The 18,096-nt window shown below is 56.4% G+C and carries 17 protein-coding genes; 3 read left to right on the top strand and 14 right to left on the bottom strand.

Going from position 1 to position 18,096, the window contains the following annotated elements:
- Positions 1-41: 41 nt before the first annotated feature.
- Positions 42-1,091, bottom strand: a complete 1,050-nt coding sequence (gene purM / locus DPF_RS11635; protein ID WP_069859858.1) for a phosphoribosylformylglycinamidine cyclo-ligase — start codon at positions 1,089-1,091, stop codon at positions 42-44.
- Positions 1,092-1,267: 176 nt separating this feature from the next.
- Between purM and DPF_RS11630 the strand changes: the two genes are divergently transcribed.
- A complete protein-coding gene (locus DPF_RS11630) occupies positions 1,268-1,561 on the top strand; it encodes a hypothetical protein (protein ID WP_069859857.1) in 294 nt (97 codons plus the stop codon).
- On the opposite strand, the gene DPF_RS11625 is transcribed toward DPF_RS11630, so the two are convergent.
- Together DPF_RS11625 and DPF_RS11620 are read right to left on the bottom strand one after the other, a co-directional pair.
- Entirely contained in the window at positions 1,527-2,780 is a 1,254-nt protein-coding gene (locus DPF_RS11625) for an amidohydrolase (RefSeq protein ID WP_069859856.1), read from the bottom strand. The genes DPF_RS11630 and DPF_RS11625 overlap by 35 nt on opposite strands.
- Before the next feature lie 97 nt (positions 2,781-2,877).
- Complete coding sequence (locus DPF_RS11620; RefSeq protein ID WP_069859855.1) at positions 2,878-3,873, bottom strand: GGDEF domain-containing protein; 996 nt, start codon at positions 3,871-3,873, stop codon at positions 2,878-2,880.
- Between the two features lie 87 nt (positions 3,874-3,960).
- On the opposite strand from DPF_RS11620, the gene DPF_RS11615 reads away from it, so the two are divergent.
- A complete protein-coding gene (locus DPF_RS11615; protein ID WP_069859854.1) occupies positions 3,961-4,488 on the top strand; it encodes a YchJ family protein in 528 nt (175 codons plus the stop codon).
- 81 nt (positions 4,489-4,569) lie between these two features.
- Here DPF_RS11615 and DPF_RS11610 read toward each other — a convergent pair whose 3' ends face one another.
- The 5 genes from DPF_RS11610 to DPF_RS11590 all read right to left on the bottom strand — a co-directional run bounded on the left by DPF_RS11610 (position 4,570) and on the right by DPF_RS11590 (position 10,870).
- The gene (locus DPF_RS11610; RefSeq protein WP_069859853.1) at positions 4,570-5,064 is read right to left on the bottom strand and encodes a peptidylprolyl isomerase; all 495 of its coding nucleotides are present in this window, start codon (positions 5,062-5,064) and stop codon (positions 4,570-4,572) included.
- A gap of 117 nt (positions 5,065-5,181) precedes the next feature.
- A complete protein-coding gene (amrA, locus tag DPF_RS11605; RefSeq protein WP_069859852.1) occupies positions 5,182-5,733 on the bottom strand; it encodes an AmmeMemoRadiSam system protein A in 552 nt (183 codons plus the stop codon).
- A gap of 46 nt (positions 5,734-5,779) precedes the next feature.
- On the bottom strand, positions 5,780-6,454 hold the full coding sequence (gene purN / locus DPF_RS11600) for a phosphoribosylglycinamide formyltransferase (RefSeq protein WP_069859851.1): 675 nt from the start codon (positions 6,452-6,454) through the stop codon (positions 5,780-5,782).
- A 229-nt stretch (positions 6,455-6,683) separates the two neighbouring features.
- Positions 6,684-8,210 (bottom strand): uroporphyrinogen-III C-methyltransferase, encoded by a 1,527-nt coding sequence (gene cobA / locus DPF_RS11595; RefSeq protein ID WP_069859850.1) that lies wholly within the window; start codon positions 8,208-8,210, stop codon positions 6,684-6,686.
- Between the two features lie 2 nt (positions 8,211-8,212).
- On the bottom strand, positions 8,213-10,870 hold the full coding sequence (locus DPF_RS11590) for a valine--tRNA ligase (RefSeq protein WP_069859849.1): 2,658 nt from the start codon (positions 10,868-10,870) through the stop codon (positions 8,213-8,215).
- Positions 10,871-11,071: 201 nt separating this feature from the next.
- Between DPF_RS11590 and DPF_RS11585 the strand changes: the two genes are divergently transcribed.
- A complete protein-coding gene (locus DPF_RS11585) occupies positions 11,072-12,334 on the top strand; it encodes a BPL-N domain-containing protein (RefSeq protein ID WP_069859848.1) in 1,263 nt (420 codons plus the stop codon).
- On the opposite strand, the gene DPF_RS11580 is transcribed toward DPF_RS11585, so the two are convergent.
- The 6 genes from DPF_RS11580 to DPF_RS11555 all read right to left on the bottom strand — a co-directional run bounded on the left by DPF_RS11580 (position 12,299) and on the right by DPF_RS11555 (position 17,877).
- A complete protein-coding gene (locus DPF_RS11580) occupies positions 12,299-13,087 on the bottom strand; it encodes an HD domain-containing protein (protein WP_069859847.1) in 789 nt (262 codons plus the stop codon). The two genes, DPF_RS11585 and DPF_RS11580, sit on opposite strands and share 36 nt — an antisense overlap.
- Positions 13,088-13,142: 55 nt before the next feature.
- Positions 13,143-14,078, bottom strand: a complete 936-nt coding sequence (locus DPF_RS11575) for an AEC family transporter (RefSeq protein WP_176724255.1) — start codon at positions 14,076-14,078, stop codon at positions 13,143-13,145.
- A 10-nt stretch (positions 14,079-14,088) separates the two neighbouring features.
- Entirely contained in the window at positions 14,089-14,274 is a 186-nt protein-coding gene (locus tag DPF_RS11570; protein WP_069859846.1) for a hypothetical protein, read from the bottom strand.
- A 17-nt stretch (positions 14,275-14,291) separates the two neighbouring features.
- A complete protein-coding gene (locus DPF_RS11565) occupies positions 14,292-15,737 on the bottom strand; it encodes a TrkH family potassium uptake protein (protein WP_069859845.1) in 1,446 nt (481 codons plus the stop codon).
- A complete protein-coding gene (gene trkA, locus DPF_RS11560; RefSeq protein WP_069860144.1) occupies positions 15,737-17,095 on the bottom strand; it encodes a Trk system potassium transporter TrkA in 1,359 nt (452 codons plus the stop codon). Before trkA ends, DPF_RS11565 begins: the two co-directional genes overlap by 1 nt.
- A 95-nt stretch (positions 17,096-17,190) precedes the next feature.
- Entirely contained in the window at positions 17,191-17,877 is a 687-nt protein-coding gene (locus DPF_RS11555; protein ID WP_083254678.1) for a thermonuclease family protein, read from the bottom strand.
- Between the last annotated feature and the right edge of the window lie 219 nt (positions 17,878-18,096).

The following is an 18,096-nucleotide window of genomic DNA, read 5'->3' as shown; positions in this document are numbered from 1 at the left end:
GACCAACCAGATTCCTTCTGTATTCACATTCATCAGGAAGTCTAGAAAAGAATATCCACCTGCTCGGAATCCTGACCGGTTCGTTCGGCTATTTCACCAATCACCCAGGCATCCTGCCCTAGAGCCTTCAAACGGGACATAACATCCTCTTCCATATCCGGGCTGATAACCAGGATGTACCCGATTCCCGAATTGAAAATCTGAAGCATTTCTTCCCAAGACAAATTGCCCTGTTTCCTGAGCCAAGAAAAAACAGGGGGGATGTCCCAGGTTCCGAACTGGACAGATGCCTTGAGGGATTCGGGCAGTACACGGGGAATATTGTCGTAAAAACCACCACCGGTTACATGAACCATGCCCCGAATCTCGAGATCACGCAGGAGGTTGAGTACTGTTTTAACATAGATTCTGGTCGGTTCCAGCAGCACGTCGGCCACGGTTTTGTCCGTCCCCGGAAAAATGTCCCTGGCCCCAAGGCCGCTATCCTTGTAAATCTTGCGCACCAGGGAATACCCATTGGAGTGAATGCCCGACGATGCCAGCCCCACGATCCTGTCCCCGACACGAATACCTCTACCGTCCACAATACGGTCGTTGTCCACGATGCCCACGCAGAATCCGGAAAGATCATACTCGCCAGGTGCGTAAAAATCCGGCATTTCTGCGGTTTCACCGCCCAAAAGAGCACATTGAGCCAGTTTGCACCCATGAGCTATCCCCGCAAGTGCTTCCTGAGCACGCTCCTGCTCAAGCTTACCTGTTGCAAAATAATCAAGGAAAAAAAGAGGTTTAGCACCCTGAACCAAAATATCATTCACGCTCATAGCCACCAGATCGATTCCGATGGTCGTATGATGCTCGAACAGGAAAGCCAGTTTTAATTTGGTTCCGACCCCATCAGTGGAAGCCACCAGAACAGGCTCGTGCAGATTGTGCAGATCCGGCTTGAACAATCCTCCAAATCCGCCGATATCCGTGATCACTCCCTTGGTAAACGTTTCCGAAACAATGGATTTGATGCTCGAAACAAAGGCGTTTCCCGCATCTATATCCACCCCGGCCTCCTTGTAGGCCTTGTCACGCTGCTGCATAGCCACCTTTCTCCTTAGTTGCTCCTGCCTGATGACCTGAAAGATGTTGCATGGATGACAAAACATCCCATAACGCGTATCTGTCAGAACATATACCATGTTGCATGCGAAACGTCCCCGCACGCATGGTGTTACCAATCACCAACGGCTCATCCATAGCGCATGGAGAAACCATCATGAAATCCCTTGCCGTACACCTGCTTGTGATTCTGGCACTCACGGGAACCGCTTCAGCCCACAATGCCACATCCACCCCCCTGCCCACGCTGTTTATAGGTCAGGACCAGACTTCAGGTGACGCCATCATGTCCATAGGCCCCGACCGGGAACAAGCAGAACCGTTCTCTTCTCCCCAAGAGCTCATTATCACACCCGAAATCATTTTGCCACCCAAAAACCATCGTCATCCCCACGGAAAGGCCAAAAAGGCCCGCATCAGGCACCCGTCAAGCGGTCCACACACGCCCTGAACCCGGCAGTGATCTCCTCCTCACCAGGGACCACACCATCCTCCATGAGCACACGTCCGTTGCAGATAACCGTGTCCACACAATCCCCGTTGGCACTGTACACGACGTTGGAGAGAAGATGGTGACCAGGAGTGAGCTGGGGGTGATTCAAATTCACGAGCATGCAGTCGGCGAGCATGCCCTCACGGATTTCTCCACACTCCAGCCCGTACATGGCGGCCATGTTTTTCGTGGCCAGAGCAAAGGCATCCACAGCCGGAAGCACGGTCGCGTCACCTGATGCCGACTTGGCCAGCAGAGCCGCAAGTTTCATTTCCTCGAACATGTCCAGATTATTGTTGGAGGCGCACCCATCCGTGCCCAGACCGATATTGAGTCCCCTGTCGGCCAGGGGTTGATACCTGAATGTTCCCGAGGCGAGCTTGAGGTTCGAGGCAGGATTGTGAATGACCTGGACATGGTTGCGGGCGAGCAGATCCATTTCATGGTCGCTCAGCCATACGCAATGACAGGCCATGAGCCGAGGGGAAAGCAGTCCCACAGAATCCAGATACTCCACCGGGCGCATCCCGTGCTCCTTGAGGCAATTTTCCACTTCCGTGCTGGTCTCGCTCACATGCAGATGAATAAGCAGATCCTTGTCCTCGGCATACTCGGCCACCCAGGCCAGGGAATCCTTGGACACGGTATATATGGCATGAGGACCAAGGGTGAAAATGATGCGCTCGGACAAGGAGGCGTATTTCTCGTACAGTTTTTCGACCTGATCCTTGGCCTGCCTTGCCCGTTCCTTGTCCCCGAAATCGAACAACGCAGCTGAAAGCCCGGCCCGGATCCCCATCTCCTGAACGGCCCTGGCCGTTCCAGGAAAATGCCAGTACATGTCTGCAAAAAATGTGGTCCCGGTCCGGATCATCTCCAAACAAGCGAACTTGGCCCCCCAATAGACATCCTCTTCTGTCATTTTGGCTTCAATGGGCCAGATATGATCCTTGAGCCAGACACCCAGAGGCATGTCATCGGCAAATCCCCGAAGCAGGGTCATGGCGGCGTGAGTATGTCCGTTCATGAACGAAGGCAAAATGGCCTTGCCTGTTCCGTCAATGCACGTATCCGCCTGAACATGAGCAAGGTTACCGATGGAGACGATGTGATTGCCCTTAATCAGGATGTCCTGGATCCTGTTCTCATGAAGAACGCCGGTTATCAGAATGCTCATGATGGTAGATTCCCTTGTTGCCAGGTGCATGCCGCACAGCTACGGTGCATCAGCGTTGCCTGATGCCCAAAAGCTGCAGAATGCTCAGACGAGTCCATCACCGGGGTTGACTACAGACCTGATTGCGGCCCGAACGTTTGGCCCGGTACAGGAGACTGTCTGCCGCATCAATAAGCCGGGCCGGACTGTCCCACCCGGGCTCGGCCATGGCCGAGCCCGCGCTAATGGTCAGTTGGATATGATTCTCAATAATCCGACCATTGGCATCCCGGATCACAAAATTGTACCTAGCCACACGTTGACAAAGCTCTTTGGCCAGGTCCTTGACCTCTTGGGCGGCAAAGCCAACCAGGAGAACGGCAAACTCTTCTCCCCCAAATCGTGCGCCCAGGATAGAACGTTCAGTCGTAACATCCCGAGGCCCACAGGCCTGTTTCACAGCTGCCCCCACCGTTGCCAGAACCTGATCGCCGATGCGATGACCGTATTTGTCGTTAAAGGCCTTGAAATAATCGATATCAATCATGATCAGGGCCAGTTTTCCCCCTTTGTCCTTCCACCGTTTAAAAGAACGCTGGATGGCCAGATCAAAGGCTCTGCGATTGGGTAAGCCCGTGAGCACATCGGTCATACTCATTTCGACCAGAACTTTGGCATCGTCTTCCAGCTTCGATATCAGCCCGCCAAATCCCGACTTGACACTTGCCACCACGGCGTCGAGACTTGTCTCGGTCTCCACGGTCCGAACGGTCTCCTCCTCGAGATCGCGGATATCATCGGTACGTTGGCGCAACAATTTTTTGAAGGAGTGGACACGCCCCATGGCCTCGTCAAGGGCCAGTTTGAGCTCGGTCTTCCAGGGCGCGGCCAGAATGCTCTGCTTGCGCATGAAAATCGTGCGAAAATATTCCTCGGAATAATTCCGCTCCCCAAGGATCTGGTCGAACAGGGCCTTGAGCTGTTTTTTCTGCTCACCAGTCAAAAAATCATAGGTTGCCATGCCAGCAAGGTGCATCATGAACGATCGCCATTTGAAATCAGCCGGCATGGCTGCCATGTCCATGGCGGCGTTCAATTTGTCGATGTTGATCATGAGGACCTCTCATATAAAGAACGGAAAAGCGATGCTTCCACGACTTCGTGAAGCGGTTCTCTTATCCAAACGCTTCTGGTAATGCAAATGAACACACACCACCTTCTTGCGCAGGCAAAACCCCGTCCCTGCCCCTGTGGTTCGGGCCTGAGCTTTGGCTCCTGCTGCGGCCCCCTACTCGAAGGGACCTCACGTCCCCAGACAGCCGAAGCGCTCATGCGCTCGCGCTTCACGGCCTTTGCAACCGGCAGGTATGCCTATCTGCAGCAAACCGTCATCCCCAGCCTTTACGACAAGTTCATCCCCGATGACCTTGCCAGGTCAACCCGGCATGTACGCTGGACCCGTCTCGAGATAGAGGGCCGTGAAGCAGGAACAGCCAACGATATCCAGGGTACGGTGATCTTCTCGGCCCGGTACGAGCACAACAACAGGCAGCACATTGTTCGAGAACGCAGCCGCTTTGAAAAAAGAGAAGGCGCCTGGCTCTACGCTGGCGGCCATCTGCTGGCAGAAAACCAGGTCGTGGGAACGGGTCGCAGCATCGGCCGAAACACCCCCTGTCCGTGCGGGAGCGGCAAAAAGTACAAAAAATGCTGCGGCAAACACCGTTAAGGGGTTTGCCGCAGCATCAGCTCAAACCGGGAACCGGTGACCACCCCGGGTTCCTTCTCCCTTTGCGCACCGACCACAAGATCAATCCACGATTTCGGCCTTGGTGATCATGACGGTTTCCTTGGGAACGTCCTCGTAAAAGCCCCAGGCTCCGGTTTCCACATTCTTGATGGCGTCCACAACGTCCTTGCCTTCGACCACCTTGCCGAAAACAGCATATCCCCAACCCTGCTCGGTCTTGGCCGTGTGGTTCAAGAAGGCGTTGTCCACGGTGTTAATGAAAAACTGGGCCGTTGCCGAATGGGGATCCATGGTCCTGGCCATGGCCACGGTGTAGGCCTCATTCTTCAAGCCGTTGTCCGCCTCGTTCTTCACCGGTGAAAAGGTCTTCTTTTCCTGCATCTTCTCATCCATGCCGCCACCCTGAATCATGAAATTCTTGATCACCCGGTGAAAGATGGTTCCTTCATAAAACCCGTCTTTGACGTAGCGCAGAAAATTCTTCACGGTCTTGGGAGCCTTGTCTTCGAACAGTTCCAGGACAATGGTTCCCTTGTTGGTCTCGATTCGTACCACGTTGTTCTCCTTGTGGGCATGTGTGTTAGTGGGCAACCATGCGCTTGTGCAGCAAAAAAGTCCGGCCCTCTTGGCCGTGAACGCATGGACATACCAAATTTTTTTCTCTCCTGGGGCTCAGAAAACCTCTGCCTGAAACCAGTACACCTCGGTGGCATCATCCTTCCAGGCATCCGGGGGCAGGCCGGCCTTGTGACAGGTCTGGGCGAGAAAGGTTTCCCTATCCCAGGACCATTCCACTGCCACCTGGGGCAAAAGCAGCCCGGATCGTTGTCCCTGACGCACGTACAGGCCATGAACGCCCGGGATAATGGCTGTCAGATCCTTGACCCGCTCCAGAGGGCTCAAAATGGAAATTTCCACCTCAAGGTCCCCGAACTCCTCCAGAGAAACCGGCGGGAATCTGGGATCTCCAAAGGCCGCGGCCCGGGCCATCCCGGCCACGGTCCTGTACAGGGGGTCCTGGGCGACAATATGTCCGATACATCCCCTGAGCTGCCCGTTCCTGGTCAGAGTGACAAAGGCACCATACGGCTGGGTCAGTTTCCGGCTCACCGGAGTCATGTCCGGGGCTGGACCCACGCCCAGACGATGCCCAATGCTCGCAAAAACCAGGTCCTTGAGATACGTTTTTTCCTCTTTGGTCAGTTCAAAACGGAATCTGTTCATGCCGCGCCTCTCTGGTCTTTTCCCGCCTGTGCACCCATCAAGCAGCCTAGAATCCTTCTTCAAGGGGCGGATTGATGAGCACGCCGTTTTCCGGCAACGCCTTTGCCTTGCCTGCGTTGGCAACAACAACCTTGCGTCCCTGGATCTTGAGCCGTCCCTGGGCAAGCCATTGAATGGCCTGGGGATAGATTCTGTGCTCGTACTCGAGAATGCGTTGGCCAAGGGTGTCTCCGTTGTCATCGGGATAGGCCGGAACAACCGCCTGGATGACAATGGGCCCGTTATCCATTTTTTCATCCACAAAATGAACCGTGCACCCCGCCAGCCTGACCCCGAAATCAGCCTGCTGCCGTTGGGCGTTGGCCCCTGCAAAACTGGGAAGAATGGCAGGATGAATGTTCAGGACGTTCCCGGAAAAAGCCGAAATAAACGAGGGAGAGAGGATACGCATGAACCCCGCCAGGATCACGGCCTTGGCGCCTGATTCCCGGATGGCCTCGGCCAAAACGGCATCAAAGGCCTCTCTGGAGGCATAGTCCCCATGGTCAATAACCTGGTACGGCAGACAATGGGCCTTGGCCCGCTCAAGCCCGTAGGCATCGGGATTGTTGCTGATGACCACGGTAATCCGGGCATCAAGGCGCTTGGCCTCAATGGCCCGGATGATGGCGTCAAGATTGGTACCGCTGCCTGAAATCAAAACGGCAATGGGTAGGGTCATGGATCCTCCTTGAGCTGTGGATTCCTGAAAAGCTGTCCCTTTTCAAGCGGGATAGTTGACGTTGCCGCCATCCCGGCACCGGTCGGGATCGTGAACCACCCGAGGAACTGCAAAACTGCAACCCGGAGCAGCCCATGAGCCGTCGATCACGTCGGGAGGGTGTGCTGCCTCGGTTTATGGACTGCAGACTTCCGACACCGGACCTGCTCGCGTCTGGAAAAAAGATCCATTATGCGTGGTGGTTCCCCAACACCTCGGCCACAGCCTGGGCCAGGGCAGGAACCGTATACTCCTCCGGCTGAATCCGGGCAGCAAGCCCGTAGGTTGCAAGGGTTTTTGCCGTAACAGGTCCAATGACCGCGATGGCAAGTCCCTTGTCCACAAAGGATTTGACCACGTCCGGCTCCACCAGGGCAAAAAAATTCTCCACGGTGGAGGAACTGGTAAAGGTCAGGCAATGGATATCCCCGCTGGCAAGCCCGTCCAGAACCTCTTGCTGGCCGTCCTCGGCAAGCACGGTTTCGTACACGGGAAGCACATCGACCCGGCATCCGGCGTTGCGCAATCCCTCGGGAAGCACCTCTCGGGCCTTTTTCGCTCGAGGAACAAGGACATTTTTTCCCTGGATGCCCCTTTTCAGAAGTCCTTGCACCACGGATTCGGCCACATATTTTTCAGGCACAAAATCCGGAAACACGCCTCGAGCTTCCAATTCCCTGGCCGTTGCCGGTCCAATGGCGGCAATCTTCCTGCCTCCCAGGGCCCGGGCGTCCCTGCCGGTCTGCCTCAGCTGATCCCAGAAATGCACAACCCCGTTGACCGAAGTAAACAGGATCCAGTCATAGGTGTCCAAACCGGCAAGAGCCTCTTGAACCTGCCCGTAATCATCCAGGGGCTTGATCCTGATGGTCGGGAACTCATAGCAGCACGCCCCAAGCTCGCCAAGACGTGCAACCAGTCCACTGGCCTGCTTTCTGGCCCGGGTAACCACAACCCCCTTGCCCAGCAGGGGACGTTTCTCAAAAAAGTTCAACCGGTCCCGCAGGCACACCACATGCCCCACCACCAGAAGAGAGGGGGGCTTAATCCCCTGTTTGACCGCATCTTCGGCAATATTCCCAACGGTTGAGACCATGGAAAAATGACGACAGGTTGTTCCCCATCGCACCAGAGCCGCCGGCGTATCCGGGTCCATGCCCGCCTGGATGAGATTGGCCGTGATATGGGGCAGGTTCTTCACCCCCATGAAAAAAACCAGGGTGCTGGTCCCCTTGGCCAGGGATTCCCAGTTGTGTGCGCTCTCACCCTTGGTGGGATCTTCGTGCCCTGTGATGAAAGATACCGACGAAGCGTACTTTCTGTGGGTCAGGGGGATACCCGCATAGGCAGGTCCGGCAACGGCCGACGTAACTCCGGGAACCACCTCGAAATCAATACCCGCATCAAGCAGTTCCTCGCCTTCTTCGGCCCCTCGGCCAAAGACATACGGGTCTCCTCCCTTGAGGCGGGCCACCACATGGCCTTCCCTGGCCTTTTGCACAATGAGTTCGTTGATCTTGTCCTGGGGCAGGGTATGATCCCCGCCCTTTTTGCCCACATAGATGATCTGGGCATCATCGCGACAAAAGTCGAGAAACACCTTGTTGGCCAGGTAGTCGTAAATGACCACATCAGCCCTTTCAAGAATCTCCCTGCCCTTGATGGTCAACAGACCGGGATCTCCGGGACCCGCACCAATGAGATAAACGTTTGCCATGATTATTCTCCGATAATGTCCCGAAGTCTGGCCTGCAGGCCTTCGAGTTTTTCCCGCTTCTGGCTAAACTCCCTGGCCTTGGCCTCTTCCTTGGCAACCACGTCCCGGGGAGCCTTGTCCAGAAAGCTCTTGTTGGACAATTTTTTGGTCACCCGATCAAGTTCCTTGGTCAATTTGACCAGCTCCTTGGACAACCGGGCCAATTCGGCATCAAAATCAACCATGCCTTCCAGGGGAACAAAGATCTCGTGCCCCTGAACTACTGCCGTGGCACACCCCTTGGGCGGCTCAATCTCGGCTGCCACACGGATGGAATCCAGACGGGCCAGATTGGCGATTTCCTGTTCGTGATCCAGGAGGAACGCGCTGTCATCGCCTTCAGCCTTGATAAGGAGGTTGACCTTTTTGGCCGGCTCCACCCCGAGCTCCGAACGTATATTCCTGACCGCCACCACAAGCTGCTGCAAAAAGGCCATCTGTTTGGCAGCCTCCTTGTTGGCAAGTTCCGGATGCGACACCGGATAGAGAGCCTCGGCCAGATTCTCCTGATCTGTTCCCGGCATGTGGGACCAGATCTCCTGACTGACGAACGGGACAACAGGATGAAGCAGAATCAGGGTCTCGCGCAGGACATGTCCCAGACACCCCCTGGCCTTCTGCTTGGCCTCCTCGTCCTCACCATACAGCTCGGGCTTGATCATCTCCAGATACCAGTCGCAGAACTCATGCCAGACAAACTGGTACATGGTCCCGGCGTACTCGTTGAACTGGTAGCCTTCAATGGCCTTTTTGACTTCCGCCTTGACCTCTTCGAGACGGTTCAAAATCCAGGCGTGATGCAGTCCCCTGATCGTACCCGGATCAAGAGCGGGTGTGGTCTCGTCAAGATGCATGAGGGAAAACCTGGCCGCATTCCATATCTTGTTGATGAAATGGCGGTACCCTTCGATGCGGTCCTCGGCCAGCTTGATATCCCGGCCCATGGCCGCAAACGAGGTCAGGGTGAAACGGAACGCATCCGTGCCGAACTTGTCGATGGTTGTCAGCGGGTCAATGACATTACCAGTCGACTTGCTCATTTTGCGCCCCTTGGCGTCACGGACCAGGGCGTGGATGTACACATCATCAAAGGGGATTTCATCCATGAAATGAAGGCCCATCATCATCATGCGCGCCACCCAGAAAAAGAGAATGTCAAATCCCGTGACCAGAACGGAGGTGGGATAAAAGGTGGCAAGCTCCGGGGTTTTATCCGGCCAGCCCAGGGTGGAAAAAGGCCACAGGGCCGAAGAAAACCAGGTATCCAGGACATCTTCTTCCTGCACCAGATTGGCGCTCTGGCAATGCGGGCACGAGGTGGGATCTTCCTTGGCCACGATGAGCCTGCCGCACTCCTGACAGGTCCAGGCCGGGATGCGGTGCCCCCACCAGATCTGCCTGGAAATGCACCAGTCCCTGATATTGTCCAGCCATTCGAAATAGGTCTTGTCCCAGTGGGAGGGATAGATTTTGGTCCTGCCGTCGGCAACAGCCTGACGGGCCACCTTGGCCAGAGGCGCCGTGGAGACAAACCACTGCTTGGATACATACGGCTCAATGGCCGTGTTGCACCGATAGCAATGACCAACAGAATGGGCATATTCCTTTCTGGCAACCAGAAAGCCGGATTCCTCGAGCATGGCCAGGATCTTCTCCCGACAGGCAAACCGATCCAGACCGGCAAAATCGGGCCCTGCGGCCTCGGTCATCATCCCCTTGTCGTCAATAACCTGAATGGTCTCTAAATTGTGCTTTCTGCCCAGGGCAAAGTCATTCATGTCGTGGGCCGGAGTAACCTTGAGGCAGGCCGTGCCGAACTCGCGATCCACATAGGGATCGGCAATAATGGGGATCTCGCGGTTCAAAAGGGGCAGAACGAGCTTTTTGCCCACCAGATGCGTGTAACGTTCGTCATCGGGATGCACGGCAACGGCCGTGTCGCCGGGGATGGTTTCGGGACGTGTGGTGGCAATGACCACATCACCGCTGCCATCGGCCAGGGGATAACGGACCTCATAGAGTCCCCCCGGGATCTCCTTGTGCTCCACCTCGATATCGGCCAGGGCGGTATGACAGCGCGGACACCAGTTGATGATGTAGTTGCCCTTGTAGATCAACCCCTCCTCATACAGACGCACAAAAACCTCACGCACGGCCCGGGAAAGCCCCTCATCCATGGTAAACCGGGTTCGGGTCCAGTCCACGGAAGCGCCCATGCGCCGGATCTGGTTCAAAATGGCGTTGCCATACTCCTCCTTCCACTCCCAGACCCGCTCAATGAATTGTTCCCGGCCCACATCGTCCCGGGTCTTGCCTTCCCTGGCCAGAGATTTCTCCACCACATTCTGGGTAGCGATCCCGGCATGATCGGTCCCCGGAACCCAGAGGACATTCTTCCCCTGCTGACGGTAAAACCGGCACAAAATATCCTGCAGGGTCAGGTTCAGGGCATGCCCCATATGCAACTTGCCCGTGACGTTGGGCGGTGGGATGACGATACTGTAGGGATCTTTCTCAGACGCGGGATCAGGGGTAAAGGTCTTGTTCTCCTCCCAGTATCTGAGCCATCGGTCTTCAACATCAGCGGGCTCGTAGCCCTTGGGCAATGCGTATTCTGCCATGATCACTCCGTTATCGAAAAAAACAACATGAAAATCGCACGTTTCAACATGTATTAACGTAAAAAAACAAACTGGTTGCAGCAAACATTCTCTCGTCTTGGCACAGGGCAATCCATCCGGCTCCGCAACCTGACGACCCGACCTGTATCCGTACCCCCCCATTCACTTGCTCGCCAGCCCGGCTCTTGATATCACTTCGGCATGCACACAAATAATGGCCGTATCTTCATGCTCTGGGACGAATCCCATCTGTGGGGGCTTTTGCTCAGGCACACCCTTCGGGCCTGGCAGGTGCCGCTGACCATTGTCCAGGCGTCCCAGATACGCGAGGGACTGCTTGCAACCTCCCCCCCGTCGGTGCTCATGGTCCCGGGAGGATGGGCCCGGCTCAAATCAAAACAGCTGGGCCACACGGGCAGGCAGGCCATCAGAGACTACCTGGCCCAGGGAGGGCACTATATCGGTTTCTGCGGCGGAGCCGGCCTCGGTCTTGACCACGATGGGGAACACAAAAATCTGCAACTGTGCACCTGGGGCAAAAAACCCTACAAGGAACGCGTCCCCAATTTCAGCGGCCACCTTTATACCAGGGTCTTTGCGCCTGCAACCCCTGGAGAACGGACCTTGAAGCTCCCGGCCTGGTGGCCCGCCCAATTCGACGGCCATGAGGACGACGATCAGGTCCGGGTTCTGGCCCGGTACGAACGACCGGCCCGGGACTTCTGGACAGCAGATCTGAATCTGGGACAATGCCCCTCTTCAGACCTGAGCCAATGGGAATCCGTCTACGGAATCAAGCTCGACCCCGGCCCCCTCAAGGGAGAACCGTGCATCATCGGGGGCGACTATGGCAAAGGCTCCTTTGTGTTGAGCTACGTGCACCTTGAAACACCGGCCTCACGCCAGGCCAATCATCTTCTGGCCGTCCTCCTGGAACAACGCATCCCCGGTCTTGTGATCCGGGAAAAGCTGTCCCCGACATGGGACATTGCCCGCCTGGATGTTCTCTGGCCCGACCGGGAACTTCTGGAACTGCAGGAATGTCTTGAAACCATCATCAGCCTGGCCAGGAACAATTTTCTCATGTCCTGGCGGCTGCCCTGGCTGCTTGGCTGGCGACGAGGCATTCCCGGATCCCAGATCAATTTTCTCTACGCCATGACAAGACAGGCCCTTGCCAGCCGTCCAACGCCTGCGGCGCAATCATATTGGCACCAGGCAGGCCCCCAATGCGTGACCCTGGCATCGCGGTTCGCCACAGAAGCCTGCGCCTACCTGATGCACGAACGACTGGTCCTGGCCACCGAAGGCAAATCCTCCCCTGCCACCAGTGGATGCCCGAGGCAGGAAACCCAACGTCACCGGCTGTTCGGCCGTTTTCCCGGATACGGCGGCCTGTACGGCGACATCCTGACCACCCTGGACCGGCTACTCTGGCTTCTCATCGCCGAAACCGCCCTGTAAATCCCGTATCACCCCCTCACGCAGGTGAACAAATATCTCGGTTGCGGGCAATAGCTCGAAAAGCCGATCCACATACCCCCGGGCAAGCATCTGTTGTCTGGTCCATCCATATGCCAGCGCGTAGGACCAGGAAATAAGCAGCAACTTGAAATCGTTCACAAAACGCATGGACGTGTACTCGACCATTTCCCGGGCCGCCACCTGATCCAACACGGACCGGGTAAATCTGTCCGGTTCACAGGAAAGCCCCAGGCGGATCACCGGATTGTCAGGTGCGCCCGGAGCCACACTGGCCAGAACCACGGGGATGATATCAAGCTTGTCCGCATCCCTGATGGCCCGGGTGATCATGCCCAGGTGTTCGTCCAGATTGTCGGGAAGCTGCTTTTTGTTGTGCAGCCTGACTGCCTCAAGAACGATTGCCCTGTCCGTCCCTTCCAGATCTTCCAGAACCTGTTCGGCTTCAAGCACCTCCCGGCCCAGATCCCCGTGATCCACGGACAGAGGATCACTATAGGTCTTGTAGGTATCGTACTGCCTGAACCGTCCCACATCATGCAACAGGGCGCCTACCTGCGTCAGAAAGGCAATATGCGGTTCAAATGCTTCATGTTCGGCCAATTTTTCGGCCTCGGCAAGCACCCGCAGGGAATGGTGTATCTTGAGATCGATATTTTCCTGATCCCTGGCATCTTGTTGCCGAAACCGTCCGGCATACGCCAGAAACCACGCTGTGGCGTGTTGTATATCCATGATCAATGTCCTTGGACCAGTTCTGAAAAACAATGCGCCCGGAACGCATGGCGCGTCATACCCCCAACCATGTCCTCACAACATATAACCAGCCCGACACGGTAACCAGCGAGGCCAGGGTGGAAACCAAAATGGCCGATCCTGCCACCCGGGTATCCCCTCCGAGCTCACTGGCCATGACATAGGAAACCATGGCCGTGGGCATCGCGGCAATGAGTACACCAGCAGCAAGATCCACCCCGCCAACCTTCAGCCAGGTCAGCACAAGCAGGGTTGCCAGAGGCATGAGCACGTTCTTGAACACGACAATCAGAAGAACATCCCAGGAAAAACGAACGGGCTGGGGGGCAAAACTCCCGCCAATGGCCACAAGGGCCAGGGGCAGGGTCATCTCGGCAACCAGCCCGAGCCCCCGGTCCAGAATCACGGGCAAGTGCACTCCCAGCAAGGCAACCACAATCCCGGCCGCTGCAGCCTGAATGAGAGGGTTGGAAAAGACTTCCCGCATCCAGAACACGACTCCCCTGCCACCACACGAGGACCTAGCCATGGACAAGACCATGATCGAACCCAGGTTCACGGGCGGGACCAGACAGGCAAGCAGAATTCCGGCGCTGACCAGTCCAGCATCACCCAATGCGTAGTAGATGACAGCCAGCCCCATGTAGGCCATGTTGCCCCTGGCCGCACCCTGACTGACAACTCCGACTACCTGATCCGGATACCCAAGGAGTCTGGCAAGCCCATAACTCGCGCCAAACATGAGCACGAGCACTCCTGTGGAACCGGCCACCAACAGCCCATTGAACGATATGTCCACAGGAACCGCGGCAATCTTCACAAAAAGCAGACAGGGAAGACAGACATGGTATAAAAGCCCGTTGGCATCAGTCAGAAAGGCGTCGCTGATCAGCCCTCTGCGTCTGAGTACGTAGCCGAGTCCCATGACCAGAAAGACCGGCACGATGGTGGTGACAATGGAACCGAACACGGGGAGCGATTCAGGTAAAGCTCTTGTAGAACACCTTGTGCACCAGGATGGCAAACCCTTTGTCATCCTCCACCGCCTTGATCACTGCTCCGGGATTGAGGGCCAGATCCATGGCCAGTTCGCCCAGGCGGTGCATTTCCTCATGAAGCTTGTCTTCCATGGCTTCAAACCGCTCCACCTCTATCCAATCTTCCATAGTACAACCTCGTTGTCTTATTTTTTCCAGAATTCGGGTACAAAAAGCACGATGACCGTATAGACCTCCAAACGGCCAAGGAGCATGCACAGGATCAGAACCCATTTCCCCAGGGCAGGGATGTGCGCGAAATTGTCCGTGGGTCCGACACTGCCCAGCCCCGGACCGATATTTCCTATGCACGCCAGAACAGCGCTCACCGAGGTGAGCACATCAACCCCGGTTGCAGCCACCAGCAACGTCGAGATGACTTGCAGACCGAGAAACAAAACAAAAAATCCCCAGACACCGCTTAAGACCTCGGGCTTGACCAAACGTTCCCCGATCTTGACGTTCCTGACTCCCCGCGGATGAATGAGCCGGAACAGTTCCCTGTATCCCTGCTTGAAAAGAAGCATGATGCGCATGCATTTCATGCCTCCGCTTGTTGACCCGGCGCACCCGCCGATGAACATGCACACAAGGAGTAAAAGCTGGGGCAGGGGCAGCCAGAGCTCGTAATCCGACGTTCCGTATCCGGTGGTGGTGATGATGGAGATGACCTGGAATGCGGAATAACGAAAGGACTCCACCCATGAGGGATAGACCGAACCCTGGTTGACCAGGGTGCAGATGGCAATGATCAGTCCCACGATCAAGGCAAAGAACCTGAATTCCGAATCCTTGAGAAGCAACAGGGGTTTGCCGCGCAGCAGGTTGAAATGCAGGGCAAAATTGATTCCGGCCAGAAACATGAACACGGTGATCACCCCGTCGATGTAGGCGGAGTCGTACCAGGCAATGGACGTGTTTTTGGTGGAAAACCCTCCGGTGGCCAGCGTTCCAAAGGAATGGCACAGCCCGTCGAAAAAATCCATGCCCCCGAACATGAGCAGGGCCGTCTCCACCAGGGTGAACAGGACATACACCTTCCACAGGGTCACGGCCGTATCTTTGATGCGTGGCCGCAATTTGTCGGGAACCGGCCCGGGAACCTCGGCCTTGTAAAGCTGCATGCCCCCAACACCGAGAAAGGGCAAAATGGCCAGGGAAAGGACAATGATCCCCATACCCCCGAGCCAGTGGGTCAGGCTGCGCCACATGAGCAGCCCCCTGGGAACGGCCTCGATATCGTTCAGGATGGATGCCCCGGTGGTGGTGAACCCGGAAAAGGACTCAAACACCGCATCGGTCAATCCCCCCACGCCGCCCAGACAAAAGGGAACGGCTCCGAACAGGCCGGCCGCAGCCCAGCCCAGGGCAACCACGGCCATGCCCTCGCGATGGTTCAACGGTCGCGGCGGTCTGGGTTTGAACCCGAAAATGAGCCCGGTGCCCACGGCAAGGGTCATGAGGATACCGACGGCAAGGGGAATGATGCCGGCATCCTGGTAGTACAGAGAAAATCCCAGGGGGACGAGCATGGACAGGCCCACAAAGACCAGGATCACCCCGATGAGATACAAGGTTTGACCCCAACGCATCAGAGCTGCTCCAGGGTCACGGTAAGGGCCTTTTCCACCTTGGCGATGCTCTCGCGGGTGGCCAGCAGAATGACCCGATCACGGGGATTGATGATATCCTCCCCCGTGGGAATGATCACGGTGTCCCCGCGCATGATGCACAGGACAATGGCCCCCCGGGGAAAGGGAAGATCCTTGATGGGTCGGCCAACCAGTGCGGATCTGTCCTCGGCAATGGCCTCCATGGCCTCGGCCTCGTCCTTGATGGCCACGGATGAAATGACATTGCCCTTGCGCACATGCTTGAGCAGACTGTTCACTGCAGAAAGTCTGGGGCTGACAATATGCTCAAGGCCGATGGCCCGGACCAGGGGAATGTACTCGGACTTGTTGATGCGGGTAATGCATTTGTTCACTCCGATGCTTTTGGCCAAAAGGGAGGCCAGAATATTGGTTTCCTCGCTGCCGGTGACCGTGATGACCGCATCCAGGCTGCTGACATTTTCTTCCTCGAGAATATCCTTGTCCGTGCCGTCACCGCACAGCACCACGGTCTTGTCAAGATGCTCGGCCAAAAACTCGCACCGGTCGTTATCCTTGTCCAGCAGTTTGACGTTCACGGACATCTTTTCAAGGGCAATGGCCAGCTTGAAGCCGATATTCCCGCCTCCCACAATGAGCACGTCATGCCACCCGGCCCGGGCCGGGGCAAAGTCCTTGAGCAGAGAAGCAGCATCCTTGTCCTCGCAGGCCAGATAGATGAGGTCTCCCGAACGGATGGTGTCCATGCCCGTGGGAATGATCAGGTCATTGCCCCGAATGATGGCCGCAACAATGAAACGCACATCAACGATCTTTTTGCGCAGGTCCATGAGCCGGGTATCGGCCAGGTCGTTGTCCCCACCGATCCATACCCCCAGAAGCTTGATGCGACCGTCGGCAAATTCACTCAGATCCGTGGCCCCGGGAGTACCCAGCAGGCTTGAAATGGTCTTGACCACCTCAAGCTCGGGATTGATGATGGTGCCAAGATGCAGTTCCCGGCTCAGAATATCCTGGTAGCACAGAACATCCTGGTTCCTGATCCGGGCCAGTTTGGTGATCCCGGGGGCCAGGAGATGGGCAAAGGTGCAGGCCGTGAGATTGGTCTCGTCGCTGTCGGTCACGGCCAGAAAAATATCAGCCCCGGTGATTCCGGCCTGTTTGAGGACCTCGGGACTGCTGCCCGATCCCTCAAGAACCTGGACGTCCACGGCATCCTGCAACCGCCCAAGCACCTTGGGGTTGCGATCAATAACAACCACTTCCTTGTTTTCCGAGGCAAGACGGCGGGCGCAATGAAACCCCACCTCGCCGGCTCCGACAATGATGATCTTCAAACCATACCTCTGCTGCAAAAAGAACGCACACACGTCCTGCCCCCAACCAAAGAGGCAGTAAACAAATGCCCCAACCGGGCACATGGCGCCACGAGCTATCTTGCGTCAGGCCATGGCGTACACGACCTGCAAGGGGCAAACCCGGCATAAAAGGCCTGACGCAAATCCGCAAAAACAATTCTATTGCGGGCACTGATCTGCCGACCGAATCCACATGTCTGGGTATGAAATCGACGGGAATTCCTGCTCCCCACATACCTTTTGCTGGCAGCGGGCAGACGCAAAACCCGGGCCCACATACCGCGCAGGCCGTTCATGGCCCGCTGCTGCGCCTCAAGCAGGACGGCCTGTTGCCTGTGCGGATGTTTTGTATGGGCATAATAAAAGGCATAGCCGTTTTCGACCAATATCAGGCTGATGGACCTGCCGTCGGGCAGATACACGGGAGCGACAATCCGGCCGAACCGATCAGCCCGGATGTCCCGAGTATGTACACACAGGTCCTGGCCCCGTACCAGACGCCACAGATACTGACGGGCCTCCCTGGCATAATACTGGGAAGGACGTCCGTCATGCCGCAGCTCCGGGCAGTCGATCCCCTCAAGGCGTATTTTTTCGCCTGAATGCAGAAAAAGCGTGTCCCCGTCAGGAACATAGCGTGCCCGGACAATCCAGTCCGCCGCCAGGGTCAGGTCAACCCGCAGAACACCAACCAGCGCCGCCAGGATAATAATCCCAACGACCCCTTTGTGCAGGCAGTAACCAAGAGATACAAGGCGCATAAAAAAACACAAGGCTGAGGATGATCCCCAGGATGCATTACGGATGCATCACGAACCACCCTGTTCAGGATGGCCGGCAACACAGACATTCGTAGGGTCGCCCGGAAGACACTTTCACAACACATCCCCAGAACGTGTTGACGGACCAAGCGCCCCCGGGTCGGCCGGTGGCTCTGGCAACGTGCATGCCTCATGATACCCGGATTGGCAACAGCCAGG

Origin of the sequence: Desulfoplanes formicivorans (genome assembly GCF_001748225.1) — a bacterium.
GTDB lineage: Bacteria > Desulfobacterota > Desulfovibrionia > Desulfovibrionales > Desulfomicrobiaceae > Desulfoplanes > Desulfoplanes formicivorans.
This window is presented reverse-complemented; position numbering and strand designations above follow the sequence as displayed.